General features: G+C 64.2%; 23 protein-coding genes and 2 pseudogenes. 9 read left to right on the top strand and 16 right to left on the bottom strand.

All coding sequences use genetic code 11. The annotated features are described in order from the left end of the window. Positions 1-85: 85 nt before the first annotated feature. A complete protein-coding gene (locus N5J71_RS03685) occupies positions 86-754 on the top strand; it encodes a Fe2+-dependent dioxygenase (protein WP_279916320.1) in 669 nt (222 codons plus the stop codon). Positions 755-816: 62 nt separating this feature from the next. Next, positions 817-1,929, top strand: coding sequence for an alpha-hydroxy acid oxidase (locus N5J71_RS03680; RefSeq protein ID WP_279916319.1), 1,113 nt, complete (start codon positions 817-819; stop codon positions 1,927-1,929). A gap of 354 nt (positions 1,930-2,283) precedes the next feature. Here N5J71_RS03680 and N5J71_RS03675 read toward each other — a convergent pair whose 3' ends face one another. Further along, a complete protein-coding gene (locus N5J71_RS03675; RefSeq protein ID WP_257598022.1) occupies positions 2,284-4,512 on the bottom strand; it encodes a TonB-dependent receptor domain-containing protein in 2,229 nt (742 codons plus the stop codon). A gap of 228 nt (positions 4,513-4,740) precedes the next feature. On the opposite strand from N5J71_RS03675, the gene N5J71_RS03670 reads away from it, so the two are divergent. Beyond that, positions 4,741-5,484: a 5-oxoprolinase subunit PxpA gene (locus N5J71_RS03670; protein ID WP_279916318.1), complete on the top strand. Its 744-nt coding sequence runs from the start codon at positions 4,741-4,743 to the stop codon at positions 5,482-5,484. 4 nt (positions 5,485-5,488) lie between these two features. Here the strand turns inward: N5J71_RS03670 and N5J71_RS03665 are convergent, their stop codons facing one another. Beyond that, complete coding sequence (locus N5J71_RS03665) at positions 5,489-5,605, bottom strand: DUF2218 domain-containing protein (RefSeq protein ID WP_115288480.1); 117 nt, start codon at positions 5,603-5,605, stop codon at positions 5,489-5,491. Here N5J71_RS03665 and N5J71_RS03660 point away from each other — a divergent pair. Continuing rightward, positions 5,564-5,914 (top strand): annotated as a pseudogene (locus tag N5J71_RS03660) (LysR substrate-binding domain-containing protein); the annotation flags it as partial. The gene N5J71_RS03665 and the pseudogene N5J71_RS03660 sit on opposite strands and share 42 nt — an antisense overlap. An 87-nt stretch (positions 5,915-6,001) precedes the next feature. Then, a complete protein-coding gene (locus tag N5J71_RS03655) occupies positions 6,002-6,889 on the top strand; it encodes a PA4780 family RIO1-like protein kinase (RefSeq protein WP_074857790.1) in 888 nt (295 codons plus the stop codon). 152 nt (positions 6,890-7,041) lie between these two features. Here the strand turns inward: N5J71_RS03655 and cueR are convergent, their stop codons facing one another. From cueR to N5J71_RS03640, 3 genes are all read right to left on the bottom strand, one after another. Beyond that, a complete protein-coding gene (cueR, locus tag N5J71_RS03650) occupies positions 7,042-7,473 on the bottom strand; it encodes a Cu(I)-responsive transcriptional regulator (RefSeq protein ID WP_074857792.1) in 432 nt (143 codons plus the stop codon). Next, a complete protein-coding gene (locus N5J71_RS03645; RefSeq protein ID WP_279916317.1) occupies positions 7,470-9,839 on the bottom strand; it encodes a heavy metal translocating P-type ATPase in 2,370 nt (789 codons plus the stop codon). The genes cueR and N5J71_RS03645 overlap by 4 nt, the downstream gene beginning before the upstream one ends. Before the next feature lie 64 nt (positions 9,840-9,903). Then, the gene (locus N5J71_RS03640; RefSeq protein ID WP_074857799.1) at positions 9,904-10,296 is read right to left on the bottom strand and encodes a hypothetical protein; all 393 of its coding nucleotides are present in this window, start codon (positions 10,294-10,296) and stop codon (positions 9,904-9,906) included. Positions 10,297-10,408: 112 nt separating this feature from the next. Between N5J71_RS03640 and N5J71_RS03635 the strand changes: the two genes are divergently transcribed. Continuing rightward, positions 10,409-10,606, top strand: a complete 198-nt coding sequence (locus N5J71_RS03635; RefSeq protein WP_004424888.1) for a heavy-metal-associated domain-containing protein — start codon at positions 10,409-10,411, stop codon at positions 10,604-10,606. Between the two features lie 12 nt (positions 10,607-10,618). Here N5J71_RS03635 and N5J71_RS03630 read toward each other — a convergent pair whose 3' ends face one another. After that, the gene (locus tag N5J71_RS03630; RefSeq protein WP_004424885.1) at positions 10,619-11,239 is read right to left on the bottom strand and encodes a TetR family transcriptional regulator; all 621 of its coding nucleotides are present in this window, start codon (positions 11,237-11,239) and stop codon (positions 10,619-10,621) included. A 218-nt stretch (positions 11,240-11,457) separates the two neighbouring features. Here N5J71_RS03630 and N5J71_RS03625 point away from each other — a divergent pair, with 218 nt between their 5' ends. Next, positions 11,458-12,627, top strand: a complete 1,170-nt coding sequence (locus N5J71_RS03625; protein WP_074857802.1) for a Bcr/CflA family multidrug efflux MFS transporter — start codon at positions 11,458-11,460, stop codon at positions 12,625-12,627. A 6-nt stretch (positions 12,628-12,633) separates the two neighbouring features. On the opposite strand, the gene N5J71_RS03620 is transcribed toward N5J71_RS03625, so the two are convergent. Then, positions 12,634-13,068: a DUF411 domain-containing protein gene (locus N5J71_RS03620; RefSeq protein WP_004424876.1), complete on the bottom strand. Its 435-nt coding sequence runs from the start codon at positions 13,066-13,068 to the stop codon at positions 12,634-12,636. A gap of 142 nt (positions 13,069-13,210) precedes the next feature. On the opposite strand from N5J71_RS03620, the pseudogene N5J71_RS03615 reads away from it, so the two are divergent. After that, positions 13,211-13,563: pseudogene (locus tag N5J71_RS03615) on the top strand (DUF4345 family protein). Between the two features lie 45 nt (positions 13,564-13,608). On the opposite strand, the gene trmA reads toward N5J71_RS03615, so the two are convergent. The 3 genes from trmA to ada all read right to left on the bottom strand — a co-directional run bounded on the left by trmA (position 13,609) and on the right by ada (position 17,745). Next, a complete protein-coding gene (trmA, locus tag N5J71_RS03610) occupies positions 13,609-14,697 on the bottom strand; it encodes a tRNA (uridine(54)-C5)-methyltransferase TrmA (protein WP_279916316.1) in 1,089 nt (362 codons plus the stop codon). 339 nt (positions 14,698-15,036) lie between these two features. Next, the gene (locus tag N5J71_RS03605; protein WP_004424867.1) at positions 15,037-16,329 is read right to left on the bottom strand and encodes an NCS2 family permease; all 1,293 of its coding nucleotides are present in this window, start codon (positions 16,327-16,329) and stop codon (positions 15,037-15,039) included. A gap of 387 nt (positions 16,330-16,716) precedes the next feature. Beyond that, on the bottom strand, positions 16,717-17,745 hold the full coding sequence (gene ada, locus N5J71_RS03600; protein WP_279916315.1) for a bifunctional DNA-binding transcriptional regulator/O6-methylguanine-DNA methyltransferase Ada: 1,029 nt from the start codon (positions 17,743-17,745) through the stop codon (positions 16,717-16,719). A 172-nt stretch (positions 17,746-17,917) separates the two neighbouring features. On the opposite strand from ada, the gene N5J71_RS03595 reads away from it, so the two are divergent. After that, entirely contained in the window at positions 17,918-19,090 is a 1,173-nt protein-coding gene (locus N5J71_RS03595; protein WP_279916343.1) for an HD-GYP domain-containing protein, read from the top strand. A 32-nt stretch (positions 19,091-19,122) separates the two neighbouring features. On the opposite strand, the gene N5J71_RS03590 is transcribed toward N5J71_RS03595, so the two are convergent. From N5J71_RS03590 to N5J71_RS03565, 6 genes are all read right to left on the bottom strand, one after another. Beyond that, positions 19,123-20,094, bottom strand: a complete 972-nt coding sequence (locus N5J71_RS03590) for a peptide ABC transporter ATP-binding protein (protein ID WP_116617907.1) — start codon at positions 20,092-20,094, stop codon at positions 19,123-19,125. Further along, positions 20,094-21,068 carry an ABC transporter ATP-binding protein gene (locus N5J71_RS03585; protein ID WP_279916313.1) on the bottom strand — a complete coding sequence of 325 codons (975 nt, stop codon included), beginning with the start codon at positions 21,066-21,068 and terminating at the stop codon, positions 20,094-20,096. Before N5J71_RS03585 ends, N5J71_RS03590 begins: the two co-directional genes overlap by 1 nt. Positions 21,069-21,170: 102 nt before the next feature. After that, positions 21,171-22,073 carry an ABC transporter permease subunit gene (locus N5J71_RS03580; RefSeq protein ID WP_279916312.1) on the bottom strand — a complete coding sequence of 301 codons (903 nt, stop codon included), beginning with the start codon at positions 22,071-22,073 and terminating at the stop codon, positions 21,171-21,173. Positions 22,074-22,190: 117 nt separating this feature from the next. Further along, the gene (locus N5J71_RS03575; RefSeq protein WP_125880067.1) at positions 22,191-23,201 is read right to left on the bottom strand and encodes an ABC transporter permease subunit; all 1,011 of its coding nucleotides are present in this window, start codon (positions 23,199-23,201) and stop codon (positions 22,191-22,193) included. A gap of 177 nt (positions 23,202-23,378) precedes the next feature. After that, positions 23,379-24,974 carry an ABC transporter substrate-binding protein gene (locus N5J71_RS03570; protein ID WP_279916311.1) on the bottom strand — a complete coding sequence of 532 codons (1,596 nt, stop codon included), beginning with the start codon at positions 24,972-24,974 and terminating at the stop codon, positions 23,379-23,381. 171 nt (positions 24,975-25,145) lie between these two features. Further along, complete coding sequence (locus tag N5J71_RS03565; protein WP_021488045.1) at positions 25,146-25,712, bottom strand: cupin domain-containing protein; 567 nt, start codon at positions 25,710-25,712, stop codon at positions 25,146-25,148. Between the last annotated feature and the right edge of the window lie 21 nt (positions 25,713-25,733).

The raw sequence follows: 25,733 nt of genomic DNA, 5'->3' as shown, positions 1-25,733 counted from the left end.
TGGCGACAGCAGATCGGGCTTCTGTCCGAGTGCTGCAGCCCTTTAGAATCATTCGCAACGGCGATTGGCCTGGAGAACCCCGAACATGATGCTGAGCATTCCCGACGTGCTGAATGCCGAACAGCTGCAGCAGTGCCGCACCGCGCTCGCAGGCGGCAACTGGCAGGATGGCCGGCTGACGGCTGGGCACCAGGCGGTGAACGTCAAGGCCAACCAGCAGCTCGCTCAAGATGATCCACTGACGCAGCAGCTGGGCGATTTCATCCTGGCCTGCCTGGCCCAGCATCCGCGTTTCATGGCTGCCGCGTTGCCGCTGAAAGTGGTGCCGCCGCGCTTCAACCGCTATGCCGAGGGCGGCACCTACGGCGACCATATCGACAATGCGGTATTCAGCGTGCCGGGCACGCCGCATCGTATTCGTGCCGACCTGTCGGCCACCCTGTTCTTCAGCGAGCCGGACGAGTACGACGGCGGTGAACTGGTGGTGCAGGACCAGCGCATCAAACTGCCGGCCGGCCATCTGGTTCTCTATTCCAGCGGCAGCCTGCATCGGGTCGAACCTGTGACCCGCGGTGCGCGTCTGGCCTCGTTCTTCTGGGTGCAGAGCCTGGTGCGCCAGGACGAGCAGCGTAGTGTGCTGCTGGAACTCGACGACAGCATCCAGGCGCTGCGCCAGCAGGTGCCGAACAGCCCCGAACTGATACGGCTGACGGGCATCTACCACAACCTGCTGCGGCAATGGACGCAGACCTGAGCGCTCGATCCATCACCCTGATCGAACGTTGTCCTCCACGCACCGACCCGCCGAGAAACAGCATGCCATTGCCCACGCTGCAGCAGATTCCGCCGACCATCGCCGCCGTCGTCGACTACGAGCCCTATGCCCGCGAACGCATGAGCGAACAGGCATGGGCCTACCTGGCCGGCGGCGCGGCGGATGAGCTGACCCTGGCGGACAACCGGGTGGCGTTCGAGCGTCTGCGTCTGCGTAGCCGAGTGCTGCAAGACCTGAGCGGCGGCAATACGCGCCTGCGTCTGTTCGGCCAGGATTTCGCCCACCCGATCTTTCTTGCGCCAGTGGCGTACCAGAAGCTCGCCCATCCCGATGGCGAGTTGGCCAGCGTACTTGCGGCGGCTGCACTGGGCGCGGGCATGGTGGTCAGCACCCAGGCCAGTGTCGAGCTGGAAGCCATTGCGGCGCAGGCGCAGGCACCGCTGTGGTTCCAGCTGTATATCCAGCCTGATCGCGAGTTCACTGCGGCCTTGATCCGCCGTGCAGAAAGCGCCGGCTACCAGGCGCTGGTGCTGACGGTGGATGCCCCGGTCAACGGCGTGCGCAATCGCGAGCAGCGCGCCGGCTTCGCCCTGCCGGCGGGTGTCGAGGCAGTCAATCTGCGTGGGATGCGGCCCTTGCAGGCGCAGGCCGACGCGCAGAACAGCAGCCTGCTCCTGGGCGGCCCGTTGCTGGCCGCGGCGCCGACCTGGGCCGACCTCACCTGGCTGCGCGAGCAGACGCGTTTGCCGATTCTGCTCAAGGGCATCATGAGCGGCGTCGATGCCGAACAGGCGCTGGCGGCGGGCGTGGATGGCCTGATCGTCTCCAACCATGGCGGACGTACGCTGGACGGCCTGCCGGCTACCATCGACGTGCTGCCCGAAATCGCCGCTGCTGTGCAGGGCAGGGTTCCGCTATTGCTCGATGGAGGCATTCGCCGTGGCAGCGATATCCTCAAGGCGCTGGCATTGGGAGCGGATGCCGTGCTGGTTGGCAGGCCCTACGTCTTTGGTTTGGCAGCGGCCGGTGCGGTGGGGGTGGCGCATGTGCTGCAACTGCTGCGCGCGGAGCTGGAGGTGGCCATGGCTCTGACCGGTTGCGCCGACCTGGCCAGCATCGGGCCGGATGTGATCTGGCGTCCTGCCACTCGCTAGACGAATGTTCTTTGGCAGATGGCTTCTACGGCCAATCTTCGCGCCATGTCGAGTTGGCTACGGCTTACTGCTCGATGATCAGCCGTTGATGACTGCAGTGGTGTGGCTTCTCACTTGCAGGTGCGGCAATTGCTAGAAAGCAGAACGCCAGCCCCGGGGCTAATGCTGATCAGATAAGTTCGTTACCACCCCCTCCTACTTGCAGTAGAGGGGGCGTTTTTCGTAGGAGCCAGCTTGCTGGCGATGCTTTTTATGGCGGATCGCCGGCAAGCCGGCTCCTACAAAGATCGAGTGCAACGGCTTAACTGACTGGCATTAGCCCCAGAGCTGGTATTTTGCGTTGTGGGGTGCCCGTCAGAATTCGACTACTGCCGACAGCCACAGGCGGCGGCCTTCTTCCACGGTGCCGGTGGTGGACTGGCCGCTCTGGATGTAGAAGGACGACCAGGCCGGGCTGCCACTGTTGTCCGTATACACCTTGCCGTCGAGGAAGTCCTTGTCGAACAGGTTGTAGATGCTGGCGTTCAGCGTCACGTTCTGCGAAGCCTTGAACGAGCCGCCGAGGTGGAATACTTCGTAGGCCTTGAGGTCGCCGACCTGTTCATGGACTGCCAGATCGGCGGCCGACAGGTTGGCTGTGCGCTGCAGGAAGCGGGCACGTTCACCCCGGTATTCGCCAGAGAACCATAGGCTCAGGCGGTCGGTCGGCTTCCAGTTCAGCTTGGCATGCGCCATGTGCTGAGGCGTGTTGGTCAGCGGTGCGCCCTTGTTGGCGCCGCTGCTCTGCTCGCTGTCGGTGTAGGTGTAGTTGCCCGACAGCGTCCAGGCCGGTGCGAACTGCCAGCTACTGGCCAGTTCCAGGCCCTGGGTAACGGCCTCATCGACGTTGACCAACGGTGCACAGCCGGGGTTTGGGGTGCCGTTGGTGTTCTGATTGTCCAGGCACAGCGGGTGATCGACGATGTTCGGGCCCGTTGCGATCTTGTCCTTGAACTTGTTGTGGAACAGGGTGGCATTGGCCTTGAAGCCAGTGAGGCTGTCGAAGTAGGCACCAATCTCGGTGCTGGTGCTGGTTTCCGGCTTGAGGTCCGGGTTGCCGACCGTGACTGCGCGACCCTGCGCGGTGATGCCGTTGATGCCATCGTGCAGGTCGTTCAGGTCGGGCGTTTTGTAGCCACGGCTGACACCACCCTTGAGGGTCCAGTTGTCAGTGGTGTTCCACACCAGGTAGGCGCGCGGGCTGACATGGCCGCCGAAGGTTTCGTGATCGTCGTAGCGCACGCCGAGGGTGAGCGCGAGATCGTCACGCAGGCGCCATTCGTCCTCGGCGAACAGCGCCCACATGCTTTGCTCGTAATCCTTCTGCGCCAGGCTGTCGGTCATCTCGGCTTCCCACCATTGACCGCCAATGCTGGTGATATGGCTTTCACCCAGCGGGGCGACCAGCTTGGTGTCGAGCACCAGATTGCTGGTTTTCAGTTCGCGATCGGCACCGACGATGGCCCAGGGGGCGGAGGGCAGCGGCTGGCCGATATCGCCCCCGGCGTTACGGCCGGGGATGGTACGGCCGAAGGTTTCCGTGGTGCTGTGGGTCAGGCTGCTGTCCCAGGTGCCGAAGCCCAGGCGTGCGGTGTGGCTGAGGGCGTACTGCTCACGTTCGAAACGCAGCTCGTCCTTATAGCCGCTGGCGCGTGGAGCAGTCGGGCCGCAGCCGGTGGTGGGGGCGCTGTTGCCCGTGTTGGTGCCGTCGAGGCTGCCGAGCTGGCAATCGTCGTTGTTGTAAACCTGGCGACCGCGTTCGATATCGAGCGCGAAGTCATGATCCTCATGGGGGGTGAAAGTCAGCCGTCCTCCGACGTTATGGTTGCGACCCTCGACCGGCGAGGCGCCGCGACGGCTCACCGTGCTGTCGTTGTCGAAGCTCAGGTCCGACGCGCTGCGATCATACAGACTGCCACGCAGTTGCAGGCCGAGCAGGCCGTCGACCAGTGGGCCACTGGCATACAGGCTGGCCTTGCTGGCATCGCCGAAGTCGCGGTTCTCCTGATAGGTATGATCCAGGGTCAGCGAGCCCGCCCATTCCTTGCCGACCTTGCGGGTGATGATGTTGATCACCCCGCCCATGGCGTCGGAGCCATACAGGGTCGACATTGGCCCGCGGATCACTTCGATACGCTCGATGGCCGACAGCGGCGGCATGAAGCTGGTGGAGGTTTCGCCGAAACCGTTGGGCGTGACGTTGCCGGCTGCATTCTGCCGGCGGCCATCGATCAGGATCAGGGTGTACTCGCTGGGCATGCCGCGAATGCTGATGTTCAGACCGCCAGTCTTGCCGGTGCCCTGGCGTACGTCGATGCCTTCGACATCCTCGAGTGCCTCGGCGAGATTGCTGAAGCTCTTCTGCTGGAGTTCTTCGCGGCTGATCACGCTGATGCTGGCCGGGGCTTCGGTGATCTTCTGTTCGAAGCCGGAAGCACTGACTACCACGTCGCCCAGGGCGATAGGCTCGTTGGCCTGGGCGCCGAAACTGGCGGACAGAGCAATGGCGCTGGCCAAGGCGGTGCGGGAATTGAGGGCGGACATCGATCTACTCCTGGCAGTAAGAGGGTGCAGGCGGAACGGTTGTAAACGGCCTGGATGATAGTGATTTGCATATAAGGTTCAATTGCGGATGATATAGATGAGCATGGCAACCGGCTGGAGAGGCCGTGGTGGTTGGGCTGCAGGCAGGTGTAAATTTTGTAAATACGATTAATTCTCGAGTGATCGGCGGGCTTTACGCTGGCTTTCCTGGCGCTCTAAGCTGCCGACATGAACCCTATTCTTCTCAACTGCGACATGGGCGAGGGCTTCGGCGCCTGGCGCATGGGCGACGATGAACTGGCCATGCCGCTGATCGATCAGGCCAACCTGGCGTGCGGCTTCCATGCGGGCGATCCGCTGATCATGGCGCGCAGCGTCGAGTTGGCGGTGGCGCATGGCGTGAGCATTGGCGCGCATCCTTCCTATCCGGATCTGCAGGGCTTTGGTCGGCGTCATCTGCAGTGCTCGCCGGAAGAGGTTCGCGCGCTGGTGCTGTATCAGGTGGGGGCGCTGGATGCCTTTTGCCGAGCGCGCGGCTGTCAGCTGGCTTACGTCAAACCGCATGGCGCGCTTTACAACGATCTGGTTCGTGATGATGCGCTGCTCACCGCGGTACTCGATGCCTGTGCCAGCTACCGCAAGGGCCTGCCGCTGATGATGCTGGCGCTGGCTGACAATGATCGGGAGCTGCGTCTGGCCGACGAGGCCGATGTGCCGCTGATGTTCGAGGCGTTCGCTGACCGCGCCTATCTGTCAGATGGGCAACTGGCGCCACGCCGGCTCAGCGGCGCGGTGCACCATGATCCCGAGCGAACCCTGGACCAGGCGTTGGCCATTGCCAGCGGCGAGTCCTTTGCCGATATCGATGGCAAGCCGCTGCGGCTGCGGGCTGACAGCTTCTGCGTGCATGGCGACAACCCCGAGTTGCTGGAGGTGTTGCGCCGTTTGCGCGCTCGGCTGGATGCGCTTTGAGGGATCAGATGGGCTGCCAGTCCAGAGTCAGCTCCTCCTGCCAGGCGAAGCGTTCGAAGTGACTGCCGACGATACCCTCCAGGCGTCGCAATTGCTCAAGCTCGACTGGATCGGCCTGCATCTGGAGCGCAGCCAGCACCTGACCGTGCTTGGCCCCGGTGGCGTGCAGCAGCGCCTGCGGCTGGAGACGCGCATCAGTTGCAACAACATCCTGGCCGCGCGTCAATTCACCCTGGCGGGTATGGGCGTGTCGCTGCAGCCGGTGCCGGAAGTCCGTGAACTGCTGGCTCGCGGCGAGCTGTTGCCGCTGCTGCCGGATTGGCAACTCGAGCCTATCGGCCTGCATATCGTTACGCCACGGCGCGATGCGCAACCGGCCAAAGTGCGCTATGCCATCGAGGCGCTCAGGCGTCATCTGGTCAGTGCATGATGATCAACAGTCGGCATACGCCTCTGGCTATGCGAGGATGGCGCCGTAATTATTTTCTCCGTCAGAAAGGACCCGTGATCCACACCGATGAAGACGCCCAAACGTATTGAACCCCTGGTCGAGGATGGCCTGGTGGATGAGGTGCTGCGACCACTGATGAGTGGCAAGGAAGCAGCGGTCTATGTGGTGCGCTGTGGCGATGAATTGCGCTGCGCCAAGGTCTACAAGGAGGCCAACAAACGCAGCTTCCGCCAGGCGTCCGAGTATCAGGAAGGCCGCAAGGTGCGTGGCAGCCGTCAGGCGCGGGCCATGGCCAAGGGTAGCAAATATGGTCGCAAGGAGCAGGAAAGCGCATGGCAGAACGCCGAGGTCGCTGCGTTGTTTCGCCTGGCCAATGCCGGCGTGCGTGTACCCAAACCCTACGACTTTCTCGACGGCGTACTGCTGATGGAACTGGTCGGTGATGGCGAGGGTGATGTTGCGCCGCGGCTCAATGACGTCGACCTGCACCCGGACGACGCGCGTGAATTTCACGCCTTCATGATCCAGGAGATCGTCAAGATGCTCTGCGCCGGCCTGGTGCACGGCGACCTGTCGGAGTTCAACGTGCTGCTTGGCCCTGAGGGCCCGGTGATCATCGATCTGCCGCAAGCCGTGGACGCCGCCGCCAACAACCATGCCTTCAGCATGCTCGAACGTGACGTACGCAACATGGCCGAGTACTTCGGCCAGTTCGCCCCCGAGCTGAGATACACCAAGTACGCCAAGGAGATGTGGGCGCTCTACGAGGCCGGCAAACTGCTGCCCGATACGCAGCTGACCGGCGAATTCGCCGAACCCGAGGACGCTGCCGATATCGACGCGGTGATGCGCGAGATCAAGGCCGCCCTGGCCGAAGAGGCGAAAAAGCAGGCCCTGCTCAACGCCGAAGACGAACCCAAGGACGCCGAGCCGATCCCGCCCTGGATGCGCTGATAAAGCTTTTGCCGGGCTCTGCTCCGTAGGGTGCGCCGTGCGCACATCCTCACGTTGCGCCCGGTGCTATGGGAGGGGCTTTAGAACTGGCGGCGCCACTGACGTAGGGCGGGTGCAACCCGCCGTTGTCGGTCTGGCGGGTTTCACCCGCCCTACGGCTGACGGTGCGACGAACATCCCGCCGCGCCGCAACTCACTCCTTCCTCCAGCCCCTGCAGAATCGGACAATCCGGCCGGCTATCGCCCTGGCAACTGTTCGCCAGATCCACCAGCGTGTCGCGCAAGGCCGTCATCTCGGCAATCTTGCGCTCCAATTCGGCGATGTGATCTTCGGCCAGTGCTTTTACATCAGCACTGGCGCGCTGCTTGTCCTGCCACAGCGCCAGCAGTTTGCCGACTTCCTCCAGCGAAAAGCCGAGATCCCGCGCCCGCTTGATAAAGGCCAGGCGGTGCAGGTCCGATGCGCTGTACTGCCGATAACCACTCTCCGACCGCCCGGCATGGGGCAGCAGATCTATGGACTCGTAGTAGCGAATCATCTTGGCGCTAAGGCCGGTATGTTTGGCGGCTTGGCCGATGTTCATGTACGCGGTTTCCAGCGATTGAGCAGCAGTGCGTTGCTCACCACGCTGACGCTGGACAGCGCCATGGCAGCGCCCGCGAACACCGGGTTGAGCAGGCCGGCGGCGGCCAGCGGGATACCAATCAGGTTGTAGATGAAGGCCCAGAAGAGGTTCTGGCGGATCTTCGCGTAGGTGCGCCGGCTGATCTCCAGCGCGGCCGGCACCAGACGCGGGTCGCCGCGCATCAGGGTGATGCCGGCCGCGTGCATGGCGGCATCGGTGCCGCCGCCCATGGCGATGCCGACGTCCGCGGCGGCCAGCGCTGGCGCGTCGTTGATGCCGTCGCCGACCATGGCCACGGTGCCGTGCTGGCGCAGTTCACCGATCAGTCGCGCCTTGTCTGCCGGCAATACCTGGGCGTGGGGTTCGTCGATACCCAGAACGCTGGCCACCGCCGCCACGCTGCCCTGGTTGTCGCCGCTGATCAGGTGACTGGTGATGCCTTGTGCACGCAGTTCGGCGATGGCTTCGGCGGCGCCGTCCTTGAGCAGGTCGCCGAAGGCCAGCAGGCCAAGCAGGCGTGGCGTGCTGCCGGTTTCGATCAGCCAGGACAGAGTGCGGCCCTCGGCCTCCCATACTCGGGCGGACTCGGCCAGCGGGCCGGCCTGCAACTGGTTTTCCTCCAGCAGGCGGCTGCTACCCAGTTGCAGGCTGCGGCCCTCGATTTCGCCGGCGATGCCGCGTCCGGTCAACGCACGGCTGTTGCTCAGCGCCGGCAGGGCGATGTGCTGTTCGGCGCAGCGCTGCAGCACGGCCTTGGCCAGCGGGTGCTCGCTGCCCTGTTGCAGACCGCCGGCCAGGCGCAGCAGTTCTTCCTCGTCTGCTTCGCCCAGGCCGATATGGACGATGCGTGGCTTGCCTTCGGTGAGTGTGCCGGTTTTGTCGAAGGCAATGTGCTGCACGGCATGCGCCACTTCCAGCGCTTCGGCGTCCTTGATCAGGATGCCATGGCGCGCAGCCACACCGGTGCCCGCCATGATCGCGGTCGGCGTGGCCAGGCCCAGCGCGCAGGGGCAGGCGATCACCAGTACGGCGACGGCATTGAGCAGGGCGTTTTCCAGTGATGCGCCGAACGCCAGCCAGCCCAGCAGCGTAGCCAGGGCGATCAGTAGCACCACCGGGACGAATACCTGGCTGACCTTGTCCACCAGTTTCTGGATCGGCGCCTTGGCTGCTTGGGCGTCTTCGACCAGGCGGATGATCCGTGACAGTACGGTTTCGGCGCCGAGGGCAGTGGTTTCCACCAGCAAGCGACCTTCACCGTTGATGGCGCCGGCCGTGACCTTGTCGCCTGGCTGTTTGGCCACTGGCAGGCTTTCACCGCTGATCAGCGCTTCGTCGGCATGGCTGTTGCCTTCCAGCACCTGGCCGTCGACCGGGAAGCGTTCGCCGGGCTTGACCAGAATCCGGTCACCCAGTGCCAGCGCGCCGATGCCGACACGTTCCTCGCGGCCATCCACCAGCCTCACCGCGTGGTCCGGGCGCAGCGCCTGCAAGGCGCGAATGGCGCTGGCGGTCTGGCGCTTGGCACGGCTTTCCAGGTACTTGCCGAGCAGGATCAGGCTGATGATCACCGCCGAGGCCTCGAAGTACAAATGCGGCATCTGCCCGGCCGGGGTTACGGCCCATTGGTACAGGCTTAGGCCGTAACCGGCGCTGGTGCCGATGGCCACCAGTTGATCCATGTTGCCAGCACGGGCTTTCAGCGCTTGCCAGGCGGCACGGTAAAAACGCGCACCGAAGATGAACTGCACCGGTGTGGCGAGCAGGAATTGCGCCCAGGCCGGCAGCATCCAGTGCTGGCCGAAGGGTTCGGCCAGCATCGGCACAACCAGTGGCAGGGTCAGGATGATGGCCGCCAACAACGTCAGTCGCTCACGACGCAGGCGGTTGCCGGCTTCATCCGTGGCAGGGCGCCCATCGAGCAGGCTGGCCTTGTAACCGGCGGCAGCCACCGCCTTCAGCGCCTGTTGCGGGTCGAAACCGGCGAGTACCTGCAGGCGCGCCTTCTCATCGGCGAGATTGACGGTGACCTGGCTGATGCCCGGCAGTTTGCTCAGGGCGCGTTCGATACGACCGACGCAACTGGCGCAGGTCATGCCTTCGATGTCCAACTCCAGTGGCTGGCTGGGCACGCTGTAACCGGCGCCCTCGATAGCGCTGATCAGTTGCGGCAGACTTCCGGCCGGCGCTTCGATGCGCGCCTGCTCGCTGGCCAGGTTGACGCTGACACTACTTACTTGCGGCAGCTTGCGCAGCGCGCGCTCGACACGACCGGCGCAACTGGCGCAGGTCATGCCCTGGATGGGCAGGTCGAAGGTGGTCATGGTTCGGCTCCCTGTAACGTCGTGGCTACAGGATCAACCTTACCCCCATGGCAAGGTCAAGTCTTCAGTTCAGCATCGGCGCGGCATGCAGTCGCAGGCCATCGCTGCCCATGGCGATGCGATAGCGGCGCACTTCGCCGGCCTGCAGTTCCAGCGACTGACCGGCGAGCTGGTTGATACCGTCCTGGCAGCGGCCGCTGCCAGTCAGGCCCAGGCGTAACGACACCTTGCCGGGCGGCAGGTTGAAGGACACCGACTGGCCCTGATGCAGGCGGGCGGCCATCTGGTCATGCAGATACAGCGCGACCTCGCAGGTGGTGGCCACCTCCAGGCGTTCGCGCGAGACGATCAGCACTGCGTAGCCTTCGCCCTGACTTGTCGAGGGCAGCGGTGCCAGTGGTTCGGCCTGAGCCAGAGTCGCCAACAGCAGGGCAAGGGCGGAGCAGAGCAGGCGCATGGCAAGGTCCTCATGCAGAAAACGGCGCGGGTGACATGAAGCAAGGGCTTGACCTTGCCATTGTGGCAAGGTTGAGACTACACCCATCGACCACTGATTCAAGGAGTCAGCAATGCAACAATTCAAGGTTAGCGGAATGTCATGCGGTCATTGCGTGCGTGCCATTACCCAGGCGATCCAGGCGCTGGAGCAGACGGCCAGAGTCGAAGTGGATCTGGCTGGGGGGCTGGTACGAGTGGAGGGCAACCTGGATGCTGCGCAGATACAGGCCGCCATTCGCGAAGAGGGCTACCAGGTTGCCCCCGCGTAGAGCTCGGGCCTGCTAAGGCCACTGCCGCAGCAGGCCGCGAAAGCAGCTGTCGATCATCGTCGGGGTATCGGTCTGGGCATCGAACAGGTTGGGGTCTCGCAGCCAGTCACTGAACAGGCCGACGAGTAGCGCGTGCAGCGTGCGCGAGGCCAGGCGCGGGGTGATGCCTGGCTGCAGGTATGGTTGCACAGCCGGCAAGGCGAACTGCTGTTCGCACAGGTCAATGAACTGATTGACGAAGGTCTCGTGACGCTCCTCGGCCTCGCGCAGCTCCTCGGTGAACTCGCAGCGCCGCAGTAGTACGGTGAGGATGCGCCGGCGTTGCTCGTCGAGCACCAGATTGGCCATGGCCTCTATGCACAGATCGCGCAGCAGCTGCAGCGATGACAGGCCATCGACCGCCGCCAGTTGCTGGGCCAGCGGCTCCAGCGGCAGACGTACCTGGTTGAGCATTTCGTGGAACAGGTGGGCCTTGTTCTGGAAGTGCCAATAAACCGCACCGCGCGTAACCCCGGCATGCCGGGCGATCTGCTCGAGGCTGGTATGGGCGACCCCACGCTCGAGGAACAACTGTTCCGCAGCAGCGAGGATGGCGTGGCGGGTTTTCTCCGCGTCTTCTTTGGTTCTGCGCATGGTGATCCGGGTGTTGAAACTGGGCTCAGAGGCTACCGAGTTTACCGACTTTGTCCCGCTTGCTGGTGGCTACCCTGTTTTACCTGGCACGATGTCCCTGAGCCGGAGCCGCAAGACTTTGGCGGAATCGCAGGTACAGTGCGTTGCACTGGCTGGCCTTTCGTGGGCGGCGCGAACAGTGAGATGATTAGCCAGCTAACAAATAGCTCGGAATGCTCATGAACCTGCGTACCCTTCTGATTCTTGGCGCGCTGTGCGCCTTTGGCCCGCTGGCCATCGATTTCTATCTCCCGAGCTTCCCGGTTCTGGCGCAGCAGTTCGCCACCGACGTCGAGCATGTGCAGCTGTCGCTGGCGGCCTATTTCGTCGGCATTGCCATTGGTCAGTTGTTCTATGGCCCGCTGGCCGACCGCTTCGGTCGGCGTGTGCCGTTGCTGGTAGGCGTGACACTGTTCACGGCGGCATCGCTGGCCTGTGCGCTGGCGCCGAGCCTGGAATGGCTGATCGTGGCGCGTTTCGTTCAGGCGCTGGGTGGCTGCGCCGGGATGGTGATCACCCGTGCGGTGGTGCGTGATGTGTGCGATCCGCTGGCCTCTGCCAAGGTCTTTTCGCAATTGGTGCTGGTGATGGGCCTGGCGCCGATCCTGGCGCCTCTGGGGGGCGGCCTGTTGCTCAACACGCTGGGCTGGCCATGGATCTTTCATAGCCTGGCGATTTTCTCCGGGCTGTGCCTGCTGGCCGTGATGTTCGGGCTGCCGGAGACGCGCCCGCAGCATCTGCAGCCGGCGCCGCTGAGTGGGGCTTTCGGCCAGTACCGCGCCTTGCTCGGCAATGCTCCGTTCATGGGCTACAGCCTGGTTGGCGGTGTCGCCATGGCCGGGATGTTCGCCTATATCGCCGGCTCGCCCTTCGTGTTCATCGAACTGTACGGTGTGCCGGCCGAGCGCTACGGCTGGCTGTTCGGCACCAATGCGGCGGGCTTCGTGATCATGGCGCAGGTCAATGCACGCCTGGTGCGGCGCGGTGGCCCGGTGCTGTGGTTGCAGCGCATGGTTCTGGTGTATCTGCTCAGCGCCCTGAGCCTGCTGGTGCTGGCCTGGATGCAGCCAGCTCAACTGTGGCCGTTGATGGTTCCGTTGTTCATCTGCGTGGCCTGTCTGGGCTGCGTGCTGCCCAATGCCACGGCCTGCGCCATGGCCGGGCAGGGGCGTCATGCCGGCAGTGCCTCGGGGCTGCTGGGCAGCATGCAGTTCAGCGTGGCGGCCAGCGCCTCGGCGCTGGTGGCTTGGCTGCATGATGGTTCGGCAGTGCCCATGGCGCTGGTGATTGCCCTGTGCGGCGCCGGTGCCTGCGCCATGGCCTGGTGGTGCAGGCGTTTCGCGGTCTGAGCTGCGTCAGTTGCCGGGGTAGTCGCTGAGCACGACATCCTGCTGCTGCTTGTCCAGGCCAATCACCTGATAAGGATCGACACGGTCGCCGTATTCCATGCCCGGCGATCCCATGGGCATGCCGGGTACGGCGGCGCCAATCAGGTCGACACGTTCGAGCAGCTTGAGAACGTCGGCAGCCGGGACGTGGCCTTCGACGAACTTGCCGTCGATCACTCCGGTGTGGCACGAAGCCAGACGCGGCGGCACGCCCAGTCGTTGTTTGACGGCACGCATATCGGTCTCGACGTGATCGTTGACGGTGAAACCGTTGTCCTGCAAGTGACTGATCCAGTCCTTGCAGCAGCCGCAGTTGGCATCGCGGTGAACATCGATGCTCAGGGGCTCGCTGGCATTGGCCAGGCTGGTGAAGAGGCAGAGGGCGAGCAGGGAACGACGCATGGCAGGCTCCGGATGATTGAGTGCTGAGCATAGCGCCGCTACCGGCACGGCCCAAGTGCCTGCGACTATGCGTCGCGATCAGGTACGCCTATGCTGGCCATGCCTTGATGATCAGGAATCTGCCGATGCTGCCCGAATCATCCTGTCGATCCAGATCGTGGCCCTGACTGCGCTGGGGCTGGCGTATTTCATCCGTCCCGAGGAAATGGCCAGCTTCAGCGGCGCACTGCTGATGGGCAGCGCTGCTGTCACGCAAGTGCGTGCCTATTACGGAGGGCTGCAACTGGGGCTTGCAGCCTACCTGGCGATGGCGCTGCTGTGTTGCGCCCGGCGCTGCTTCTGCTGGTGTTGCTGTACAGCGTGCTGGCGCTGGCACGCTTCGCCGGGCTGTGGCTGGATGGCGGCGCGCAGCAGACCTTCAATCTCTACGCGCTGCTGCTCGAGGTGCTCTCGGCCGCTTTGACCTGGTGGGCGTTGCGCGGCGTGTCACACTGAGCCGAGCAGGCAAAGCCCGGATTGCACCGGGCTACGAGGAGCGGTTCAGCGCCGCTCCAGCAGCACACCCGCTTCCATATGGTGGGTGTAGGGGAACTGGTCGAACAGCGCGCTGCGCGTCACCTTGTGGGTGTCGCTCAGTTGGGCGATGTTGGCGGCCAGGGTCTCCGGGTTGCAGGAGATGTACAGGATGCGCTCGAAACGGCGAGTCAGCTCGCAGGTGTCCGGGTCCATGCCGGCGCGCGGCGGGTCGACGAAGACGCTGCCGAACGCATAGCTCTTGAGATCGATACCGGCCAGGCGGCGGAATGGGCGCACGTCATTGAGCGCCTGGGTCAGCTCCTCGGCGGACAGACGCACCAGTTCGACGTTATCCACGCCGTTGTCAGCCAGGTTGGCCAGGGCGGCGTTGACCGAGGACTTGCTGATCTCGGTGGCGAGCACCTTGCGTACACGGGTGGCCAGCGGCAGGGTGAAGTTGCCGTTGCCGCAGTACAGCTCCAGCAGATCGTCGTCACGCTCGCCGAGCACGTCATGGGCCCAGCCCAGCATCTTCTCGCAGACCCGGCCGTTGGGCTGGGTGAAGGCGCCTTCCGGTTGGCGATAGCGGAACGTGCGTCCGGCTACGCTCAGTGCCTCTTCCACGTAGTCACGACCGATCACCAGGCGCTGACCGCGAGAGCGTCCCACCAGGCTGACGTTCAGTTCGGCGGCTAGTTTCTCTGCCTCGGCCTGCCAGGCCTCGTCCAGCGGGCGGTGGTAGGCCAGGGTGATCAGCGCATCGCCGGCCAGGGTGGTGAGGAACTCCACCTGGAACAGCTTGAACGACAGCGTTTCGCTGGCCTGCCAGGCGGCGCGCAGGCGCGGCATCAGCTCGTTGATGCGCAGGCTGGCGATGGGGAAGTCGTCGAGCAGGATCGGTGTGTGTTTGTCGCCTGGGGCGAACATGGCGTAGTGACGCTGGCCGTCCTCACGCCACAGGCGAAACTCGGCGCGCATGCGGTAATGCTCGCGTGGCGAGTCGAATACCTCGGGCTCCGGCGCGGCGAAGGGCGCCAGCAGTTCGACCAGGCGGGCCTTCTTCTCTGCGAGTTGGGCGTCGTAGGTGGCAGGGTCGAATGCGGGGCGGCTCATCGGTCACTCATGCGGGCAGGAAAACGGGGCGCCATTGTAGCGATTCCGTTGCCGGCGTGCCGTTGTCGTCGATCATTGGTGGCGCTGGACGCGGAGCGTCCTGGGAGGCGTTCCCACGCGGAGCGTGGGAACGATCATGACTCAGAGTATCCAGGGCGCGGCGTAGGACGTACTTGCGCAGCGGCCGCGTAGGGTGGGCTTCAGCCCACCGATAACACTTCTGGTCGTAGAGTGGATGACGCTTTTTCATCCACCGGTTGTGTGCCTGGAGAGAAGGTATTGGTGGACATGAAATGCGATGTCCGCCCTAAACCTATTGCCGCCTACCTTATGTGCTGATCAGGCGAAGTAGGCCAGCTTGACGATGAACAGGGCAGACAGCACCCACATCGCCGGGTTCAGCTCGCGCCAGCGGCCGGCCAGTACCTTGACCGCCGTCCAGGCGATGAAGCCGAAGGCGATGCCATTGGCGATGGAGAAGGTCAGCGGCATGGCCAGGGCAGCGACCACCACCGGGGCGGCGACGGTGAGGTCGTCCCAGTCGATCTGCGCCAGGCTGCTCATCATCAGTACGGCGACGAACAGCAGCGCCGGGGCGGTGGCGTAGGCCGGCACCGAGCCGGCCAGCGGGGCGAAGAACAGGCTGAGCAGAAACAGCGCGGCGACCACGCACGCGGTCAGGCCGGTACGCCCGCCGGCACTGATGCCGGCCGCCGATTCGATGTAGCTGGTGGTGGTGCTGGTGCCCAGCGCAGCGCCGGCCATGGTCGCGGTGCTGTCGGCCAGCAGGGCGCGGCCCAGACGCGGCATCTTGCCGTCCTTGTCCAGCAGGTTGGCCTTTTGCGCGACGCCGACCAGGGTGCCGGCCGTGTCGAACAGGTCGACGAAGAGGAAGGCGAAGATCACGCTGATCAGGCCGATATCCAGTGCGCCGGCGATATCCAGCTGCAACAGGGTCGGCATCAGCGACGGCGGCATCGAGACCACGCTCGGCATTTCCGACAGGCCCAGGGCGATGGACAGGCCTGTGACCAGCAGAATGCCGATCATCACGGCGCCGGTGACCTTGCGATAGGCCAGCGCGGCGATGACGAAAAAGCCCAGGCAGGCCAGCAGTGCGCCGCCGGTGCTCATGTCGCCGAGGCCGACCAGGGTGGCCGGGTGATCGACCACGATGCCGGCGTTCTTCAGCGCGATGATCGCCAGGAACAGGCCGATACCGGCGGCGATACCGGCGCGCAGGGCCAGTGGGATGCTGTTGATGATCCACTCGCGGATCCTGAAGATCGACAGCAGGAAGAAGATCGCACCGGAGAGAAACACCGCGCCCAGGGCGGTCTGCCAGCTGTAGCCCATGGTCATCACCACGGTGTAGGTGAAGAAGGCGTTGAGGCCCATGCCCGGCGCCAGGGCAATCGGGTAGTTGGCCAACAGGCCCATCACCAGCGAGCCGATGGCGGCGGCCAGGCAGGTGGCGACGAACACCGCGCCATGATCCATACCCGTCTCGGCCAGCATGTTGGGGTTGACGAAGAGGATGTAGGCCATGGTCAGGAAAGTGGTGACCCCGGCCAGAACCTCGGTGCGCACCGTGGTGTTGTGGGCGTTGAGTTGGAACAGTCTTTCCAGCATGGTGGCTCCCCCGAGGCGCGAACGCGCCGAAATTGGTCTGCAGAAAGCAAAGCACATTCGTCCGCATGAGCTGGGAAAATGGCTCGATTTCGCAAAAGCCGCGCATCATACCAGCAAGGTTTTGCCGGGTGAATTTATGGCCTTTTCAGCCTTTTCATGACCGGGTAGACAGTTTTGCCCTGGCTGTGTCGGGTATGTCGCTACAAGCAGGCCAAGGGGCAATGCCGATCAGATACGCTTGCCAAAGCGGTCTTTCGTAGGAGCCCCGCCCCGGGGCGAAGCTTTTCAATCGCGTATCGCCCTGGTTCGCGGCGGGGCGCCGCTCCTACCCATTGGCAGCGTCGACGCTTAACTGACAGACATTAGGCCAAGGGGCACCTAACGGGCTCAGTGATCCTCGCTTTCGTGCGCCAGTAACTGCCGCTTGCGCTGTAGCCCCCAGCGATAACCACTGAGCTGGCCATCGCTGGCCACCACGCGGTGGCACGGCAGCAGCAGAGCGATGGTATTACTGGCGCAGGCGCGCGCCACTGCGCGCGGGTGGCTGTACAGCTGGCCGGCCAGTTCGGCATAGCTGCGCGTCTCTCCGCAGGGAATATTCTGCAGCGCTTGCCAGACGCGCAGCTGAAACGCCGTGCCGCGTATGTCCAGTGGCAGATGGGCGGCGCGCTGCGGTTCTGCGAGTTGCTCCAGCACCTGCTGCAGCCAGTTGCGTAGACCCTGTTGATCTTCTTCGAGCTGGGCGGCGGCGAAGCGCTGTTGCAGTTCGACGCGCAGCGTTTGCGGCTCATCGCCAAACAGCAGGGCGCAAACGCCTCTGTCGCTGGTGGCCAGTAGCACCTGGCCGAGCGGGCAGGGGGCGATGCTGTAACGCAGGCGCTCGCCGGCGCCGCGTTGACGGCGCTGCGCGGGGCTCATGGCCTGGGGCTTTTCATACAGCGCGCGGGTGCCGGAATAGCCGGCGGCCAGCGCTGCGTCGAGCACGCTAGCTGCCTGTGGCAGATGGGTTTCCAGGCGTTGCCGGCGCAGAGCGGCGGCCCAGGCATTGGGTGTCACGCCCGTGCGCGCCTTGAATGCACGGGCCAGGTGCGAGGCTGACAGACCGATACGTGCCGCCAGCTGGGGCAGGGTCAGGCGTTGTTCGCCGCTGAGCAGGTCACAGGCTGCGGCGACCAGCGCATCGAGCTGCTGCGCCGGGCTCTGGCCTTGCGGCGAGCAGCGTTTGCACGGGCGAAAGCCGGCTGTCTCGGCGCTGGCTGCGTCAAGGTGAAAGCTGACGTTATCGCGCCTTGGTCGCCGCGCCGGGCAACTGGGCCGGCAATAGATACCCGTGCTGCCGACGGCGAAGACGAAACGCCCGTCGAACGCCGCGTCGCGCTCGCAGACGGCTTGCCAGCAGCGTGCCTGGTCGAGCATGAGGCGAACCTTTCTGATGAGGATGACAGCACCGATTGTCGGTTGCGCCTGTCGAGCTGCCAATCCGTATTGCACTTTCAAACCCCGGATCGGGTCATTTGTACGAGGGCCTGAGCATAAACAGCGTTCAGCACCTTTAATGATGAGTAGGCAGATGCCGAAGGAGATCGCCATGCGCGGGATGCTCGATAGGCCGGAGCAGGAACTGATTCTGGTGGTGGACGATGCCGTGGATGCGCGCCAGCGCCTGGGGGCGCTGCTGGCTGATCGTTATCAGGTGAGCCTGGTTGGCAATGATGAGGCACTGCAGGCGGCCAGGGCGCAACCGCAACCGGATCTGATCCTGCTTGGCTGGCAGGATGACTATGCATTGTGCCGCAAGCTCTGCGGCGACCTTCAAACCCGCCATATCCCACTGATTCTGGTGACCGGGCGCAGCGATGTTGCCGACGAGCAACTGGGCTTCGACCTCGGCGCCGCCGACTACATCACCAAGCCGGTCAGCCCGCCCATCGTGCTCGCCCGCGTGCGGGCGCAACTGCAGCTCAAGGCCGCTACCGACTACCTGCGTGACAAGAGCGAGTATCTGGAGCTCGAGGTCAAGCGCCGTACGCGCGATATCCAGCGTCTGCAGGATGTCACCATCGAGGCCATGGCCAGCGTTGCCGTCATGCGCGACAACCCGCGCAGCCGTCGTCTGGAACGTATCGAACGCTACATGACCTGCCTGGCTGCTGCGTTTGCACGGCAGCAGCCGGCCTTGTCAGCGTCGCTGAGCGGGGCGCGTATTGCCCAGTTGGGCAAGTCGGCCAGGCTGCATGTGATCGACCGGCTGATCCTGCCTGATCGGGTGCTGCTCAGCCATGGCGAGCCGGACGAAAATGACCTGCGCCTGCTGAGCGAGGGGGTGATCGCCGGGCGTGATGCGCTCGAACGTGCCGAGCGCAAGTTGGGCAGCATCACCGACTTTCTCTCTGACGCCAAGGACATCGTCTACAGCCAGCATGAGCGCTGGGATGGCCAGGGCTATCCGCAGGGGCTGAGTGGTGAGCAGATTCCATTGTCGGCACGGCTGATGGCGCTGGTCGGGTACTTCGAAGAGTTGACCTGTCAGCATGCCTATCTGCCGTCGATCAGCCCGGAACAGGCCGTTTCGCGGATCTGCGCCGCCAGCGGCACGCGCTTCGATCCGATGGTGGTGCTGGCCTTCGTCGAGGCGACGCCGGAGTTCCTGCATATCGCCCAGAGCCTGGCCGATGACGCTGCCGCGGTGGAAGTCGAGTTGCAGCGCCTGGAAGACTCGCTGGCGGAAAGCATCGAGCTGACTCTGCCAGCGGCGCCATGACACGGCGCTGGCGGCAGGTCGTGTCAAGGCGATCAGTCGGCGATGCGTTCGACATGATGGCAGGCCACCTGCCGCGCATCGATCAGGCGCAGCTCAGGGCGTTCGCCGCGGCAGCGTTCGTCGGCATGCGGGCAGCGCTTGTGGAAGGCGCAGCCGGATGGCGGGTTCAGCGGGTTGGGCAACTCGCCGCTGATCTTCATCCGCGGCTTGTCCGGATCGGGATGAATCGCCGGCGTCGCCGACAGCAGGGCGCGGGTGTAGGGATGCAGCGGGCGGGCGTAGAGCGCCTCGGCCGCGCCAATCTCCACCGGGCGGCCGAGGTACATCACCAGCACGTCGTCGGCGACATGACGCACCACCGCGAGGTTATGCGAGATGAACACGTAGCCGGTCTGGTACTGCTCCTGCAGGTCCATGAACAGGTTCAGCACCTGGGCCTGGATCGACACGTCCAGCGCCGAGGTCGGTTCGTCCGCCACCAGCACCTTGGGCTGCAGCATCATGGCACGGGCCAGGGCGATGCGCTGACGCTGGCCACCGGAGAACATGTGCGGGTAGCGCTGGTAGTGCTCGGGGCGCAGCCCCACCTGCTGCATCATCGCCTGCACCTTCTCACGACGCTCGGCACGCGACAGGTTGGTGTTGATTAGCAGCGGTTCGGCCAACTGGTCACCGATCTTCTGCCGCGGGTTGAGCGAGGCGTAGGGGTTCTGGAACACCATCTGCACGTCGCGGCGCAGCTGTTTGCGCTCGGCATGGCTGGCGCCGGCCACTTCCCGTCCGGCGATTTGCAGGCTACCGGCGCTGGGCTCTTCGATCAGGGTCAGGGCGCGTGCCAGGGTGGACTTGCCGCAGCCGGACTCGCCAACCACCGCCAGGGTCCTGCCGGCCTCCAGCGTGAACGACACGCCGTTGAGCGCTTGCACCAAGGCTGCCGGTTTGAACAGGCCGCGCGAGACGCTGTAGTGACGGGTCAGCTCACGGGCTTGAAGTACGGTGCTCATCAGGCCACCTCCGCCGTGGGTACAAGAGGAAAGAAGCAGCGCGCAGCGCCTCGCTCGTGTGCGTCCAGGGTTGGACGCTGGTCGCGGCAACGCGGCTGCACGTAGGGGCAGCGTGGCGACAGCAGACAGCCCTGTGGGCGGTCATAACGGCCGGGCACGATACCGGGCAGGGTCGCCAGGCGCTGGGCGCCGGCGCTGTGTTCGGGGATCGCCTTGAGCAAGGCTTCGGTATACGGATGACTGGGCGCATCGAACAGAGCCGGCACCTGGCCCAGCTCCACCGCTTGCCCAGCGTACATCACGCAGACGCGCTGGGCGGTTTCGGCGACCACGGCCAGGTCATGGGTGATCAGCACCAGGGCCATGCCCTGATCGCGCTGCAGATCCAGCAGCAGCTCCATGATCTGCGCCTGGATGGTCACGTCCAGCGCGGTGGTGGGTTCGTCGGCGATCAGCAGCTTGGGTTCGGCGGCAATCGCCATGGCGATGGCCACACGCTGGCTCATGCCCCCGGAAAGCTGGTGCGGGTAGGCATCGAGGCGGCTGGCGGCGCCGGGGATTTCCACCCGTTCCAGTAGTTCCAGGGCACGGGCGCGTGCCGCCTTGCCTTTCAGGCCGAGGTGCTGGCGCAGCACTTCCTCGATCTGGAAACCCACGGTGTAGCTGGGGTTGAGGGCGGTCATCGGGTCCTGGAAGACCATCGACAGGTCCTTGCCGACGATACGCCGGCGCTGCCGGCCCTTCAGACGCAGCATGTCGGTGCTGTCGAACTGCATGCAATCGGCCTGGACGATGCCGGGTGCGTCGATCAGGCCCATCAGCGCCATCATGGTCACCGACTTGCCGGAGCCGGACTCGCCGACGATGGCCAGCACTTCACCTTTTTCCACACTCAGATCGAGCCCGTCGACCACCGGCACGGCGTCGGCCGCGCCGAAACGTACGGAGAGGTTGCGGATATCCAGCAGACTCATCGGGCGTCCTCCGTGCATAGGGGGGACGATACTTCTCCCGTCCACGCTGCGCAGCTGTGGTGCGCCATGCGCACCGAGATCATCTTGTGCATATGGGCCTCCTCAGATGGCGTTCTTCAGTTTCGGGTCGAGGGCATCGCGCAGGCCGTCACCCATCAGGTTGATCGCCAGCACGCTGAGCAGAATCGCCAGGCCAGGCAGGGTCACCACCCACCAGGCGCGTTCGATGTAGTCGCGCGCCGAGGCCAGCATGGTGCCCCACTCGGGCGTCGGCGGTTGCACGCCGAGGCCGAGAAAGCCCAGTGCGGCCGCGTCGAGAATCGCCGAGGAAAAGCTCAGGGTGGCCTGCACGATCAACGGCGCCATGCAGTTGGGCAGCACGGTGACGAACATCAGCCGTGGTAGGTTGGCGCCGGCCAGCTGCGCAGCGGTGACGTAGTCTCGGTTCAGTTCACCCATCACGGCCGCGCGGGTCAGGCGCACATAGGAAGGCAGCGAGACGATGGCGATGGCGAAGATGGTGTTGATCAGCCCTGGGCCGAGGATGGCGACGATGGCGACCGCCAGCAGCAGCGAGGGCAGCGCCAGCATGATGTCCATCATGCGCATGATGCCGGGGCCGAGCAGACGCGGGAAAAAGCCGGCGACCAGGCCCAGGAGGATGCCGGGAATCAGCGACAGCACCACCGATGCCAGGCCGATCAGCAGCGACAGGCGTGCACCGTGGATCAGGCGCGAGAGCAGGTCGCGGCCCAGTTCGTCGGTGCCGAGCAGGAACTGCCATTGGCCGCCTTCCAGCCACACCGGCGGGGTGAGCAGGAAGTCGCGGTACTGCTCGCTGGGATCGTGCGGTGCGACCCAGGGGGCGAACAGTGCGCAGAACACCAGCAGGATCATGAACGCCAGGCCGCCGAGGGCGCCGGTGTTGTGGGCGAAGGCCTGCCAGAACTCTTTCAGTGGCGAAGGGTAGAGCAGGCTCTGGTCGAGTGGGGTGGAGGTGGTCATGGGCGCACCTCTTGCGGGGTGGACGACGCTTCATCCGTCCACCGACGTGTTTTCACGGTGGATGAAAAGCGCGTCATCCACCCTACGCAAATGATGTGGCTATGCATGGCGCCTTCCTTACTTCTGATGGCGAATACGTGGATTGGCCAGGCCATAGAGGATGTCCACGGTGAAGTTGACCAGGATCACCAGGCAGGCAATCAGCAGAATGCCGTTTTGCACCACCGGGTAGTCGCGGGCACCGATGGCCTCGATCAACCACTTGCCGATGCCCGGCCAGGAGAAGATGGTTTCGGTCAGCACGGCACCGGCCAGCAGGGTGCCGACCTGCAGGCCGAACACGGTCAGCACCGGGATCAAGGCATTGCGCAGGCCATGCACGAAGACCACGCGCGTCGGCGACAGGCCTTTGGCCCGTGCGGTGCGGATGTAGTCCTCACGCAGCACTTCGAGCATGGCCGAGCGGGTCATCCGCGCGATCACCGCCAGCGGGATGGTGCCGAGCACGATGGCTGGCAGGATCAGGTGGCGCAGGGCGTCGACGAAGGCGCCTGGCTCGTCGGAAAGCAGTGTGTCGATCAGCATGAAGCCGGTGACCGGCGGGATGTCGTAGAGCAGATCGATACGTCCTGAAACCGGTGTCCAGCCCAGGCCCACCGAGAAGAACATGATCAACAGCAGGCCCCACCAGAAGATCGGCATGGAATAGCCGGTCAGGGCAATGCTCATCACGCCGTGATCCAGCGCTGTACCGCGCTTGAGTGCGGCGACCACCCCGGCGATCAGGCCCAGGGTGCCGGCAAATAGCAAAGCGGCCAGGGCCAGTTCGACGGTGGCGGGAAACAGGGTGAGAAACTCGTTCCACACGCTTTCACGCGAGCGCAGCGATTCGCCGAGGTTGCCGCTGGCGAGTTGGCCGATGTAGTCGAAGTACTGCTGGTACAACGGCTTGTTCAGCCCCAGACGCTCCATGGCCTGGGCGTGCATTTCCGGGTCGACGCGGCGTTCGCCCATCATCACCTCCACCGGGTCACCGGGGATCAGGCGGATCAGCGCGAAGGTCAGCAGGGTGACGCCGAAGAAGGTGGGGATCAGCAAGCCCAGGCGGCGTGCAATGAAGCTCAGCATGGCGGTGGGTAACTCCTAATCAGAACGGTATCGAACAGCCTGGAAATCTGGCGATTCCTTCGAGCATGTTGCAGGTTAGCTGTTCGATCACGACGTGCCCCGGGCATTTGCCTGGGGCGTCGTTCGAGGGCGCTCACGTAACAGCAGTCGGCGCAGCGGCGATCGCGCAAAGGGCTATCAGTCGTTGCTGACACCGATGAAGCTGTTGCGCCCGAAGGGGCTGATCTGGAAGCCTTTGACGCTGCTGCGCATCGGTTGGTAGACCGTGGAGTGAGCGATCGGCGTGATTGGCACTTCGCGCTTGAGTACGACCTGGGCCTGACGATACAGCTCGCTACGTTGTTCCTGGTCGGTGACGCGCTTGGCGGCGACCACCAGCTTGTCGTATTCGCTGTCGCACCACTTGGAGAAGTTGTTGCCGTCTACCGAGGCGCAGCCGTACAGGGTGCCGAGCCAGTTGTCCGGGTCACCGTTGTCGCCGGTCCAGCCGATCAGCATGGCATCGTGCTCGCCGGCATGGGCGCGCTTGATGTATTCGCCCCACTCGTAGCTGACGATGCGCGCCTTGATGCCGACCTTGGCCCAGTCGTTTTGCAGCATCTCGGCCATCAGCCGCGCATTGGGGTTGTAGGGCCGCTGCACAGGCATGGCCCACAGGGTGATCTCGGTGCCTTCCTTGACGCCGGCAGCCTTGAGCAGTTCCTTGGCTTTTTCGGGATCGTAGGCCGCATCCTTGATCGACTCGTCATAGGACCATTGAGTCGGCGGCATGCCGTTCACAGCCAACTGGCCGGCGCCCTGGTACACCGCGTCGATGATCGCGGCCTTGTTCACCGCCATATCCAGCGCCTGACGTACTTCGCGCTGGTCGAACGGCGCGCGGGTGACGTTGTAGGCGATGTAGCCGACGTTGTAGCCAGGCTCGGTCGGTACATTGAGATTCTTGTCGGCCTGCAGACTCTGCAAGTCAGCAGGGCGCGGGTTGAGGGTGACGTGGCATTCACCGGCGCGCAGCTTCTGCGCGCGTACCGAGGCGTCGGTATTGATGGAGAAAATCAGGTTGTCGATCTTCACCTGCTCCGGGGCCCAGTACTGCGTGTTGCCCTTGAAGCGGATCACCGCGTCCTTCTGATAGCGGCTGAACACGAACGGCCCGGTGCCGATGGGCTTCTGATTGATCTCGGCGGCCTTGCCGGCCTTGAGCAACTGGTCGGCGTATTCGGCCGAGTGTATCGCGGCAAAGCTCATCGCCAGGTTCTGCACGAAGGCGGCGTCGACGGCGTTGAGGGTGAAGACCACGGTCATGTCGTCGGTCTTCTCGATCTTGGCGATGTTCTTGTCCAGGCCCATGTCCGTGAAGTAGGGAAACTCGCTGGGGTAGGCCTGGCGGAACGGGTGGTTGCGATCAAGCATGCGCTGGTAAGTGAACAGCACATCGTCGGCGTTGAAGTCGCGAGTCGGCTTGAAGTAGTCGGTGCTGTGGAACTTGACCCCTTCGCGCAAGTGGAAGGTGTAGGTCAGGCCGTCCTCGCTGATGTCCCAAGAGGTAGCCAGTGAAGGTTGTGCCTTGGTGCCGCCGCGCTCGAATTCGGCGAGGCGATTGAAGATAGTTTCCGAGGCCGCGTCGAAATCGGTGCCGGTGGTGTACTGGCCGGGGTCGAAACCGCCCGGGCTGCCTTCGGAGCAATACACCAGGTTGCTGGCGTGGGCGAACGAAGCACTGGTGAGCAGGCCTGCGGTGAGCAGTGCCTTGCACAGGGGGGACATACGCATGCGAACCTCTTTTTCTTTTTGTTCGCGCCTGGGTATGGCGCGAGCTCGGAATGCGGTGAAGGCGGGTAGCCCACCGGGTCGGGCTCGAAATTAAGTCATGCTGAAATTGTGGTCAACAAAAATTAAGCAGCACTAACATTGCGCATATTCGCCCTGAATTGGGGCAAAAAATCACTCGCTGGCGGGGTGATCGCCGAAAAGCGCCATGGTGGTCATGGTCAGTACTTCGGCCGGGGCATCGGCGGTATTGGCCAGGCGATGCAGCTTGCCGGCATCGAAATGCACCGAGTCGCCGGGGCCGAGGGGGTAGTCGCGACCCTCGATGGTGTAGACGATCTGCCCGCTGAGCACGTAGGAGAATTCCACGCCCTCATGCGCGATCAGTTCAGACTGATAACCCACCGGAATGTTCATCTTCACCGCGTTGATCGAGTTGCCGGGAAATGAGCTGGACAGGCGTTCATAGGCCAGCAACTGACCGCCTACGGTGTAGCGCACCCGTTCGTTGACGTGAGAATCCGGTTGCGCCTGGGTGGGCTGATCGAACAGCACGTTGAGCGGTACATCGAGTGACTTGGCGATGCTCGCCAGCGACGATAGCGATACGCCGGTCAGGTTGCGTTCTGCCTGGGACAGGAAGCTGGCGGTCAGGCCTGCGTCTGCCGCTACCTGATTGAGGGTCTTGCCGGCGGCCCGCCGGTAGCGGCGCAAGCGTTCGCCAATGCGATCTGCGGTCATGGAGGTGGTTCGCTGTTCGGG

The organism is Ectopseudomonas oleovorans (assembly GCF_029845265.1).
Taxonomy (GTDB): Bacteria; Pseudomonadota; Gammaproteobacteria; order Pseudomonadales; family Pseudomonadaceae; genus Aquipseudomonas; species Aquipseudomonas oleovorans.
This window is presented reverse-complemented; position numbering and strand designations above follow the sequence as displayed.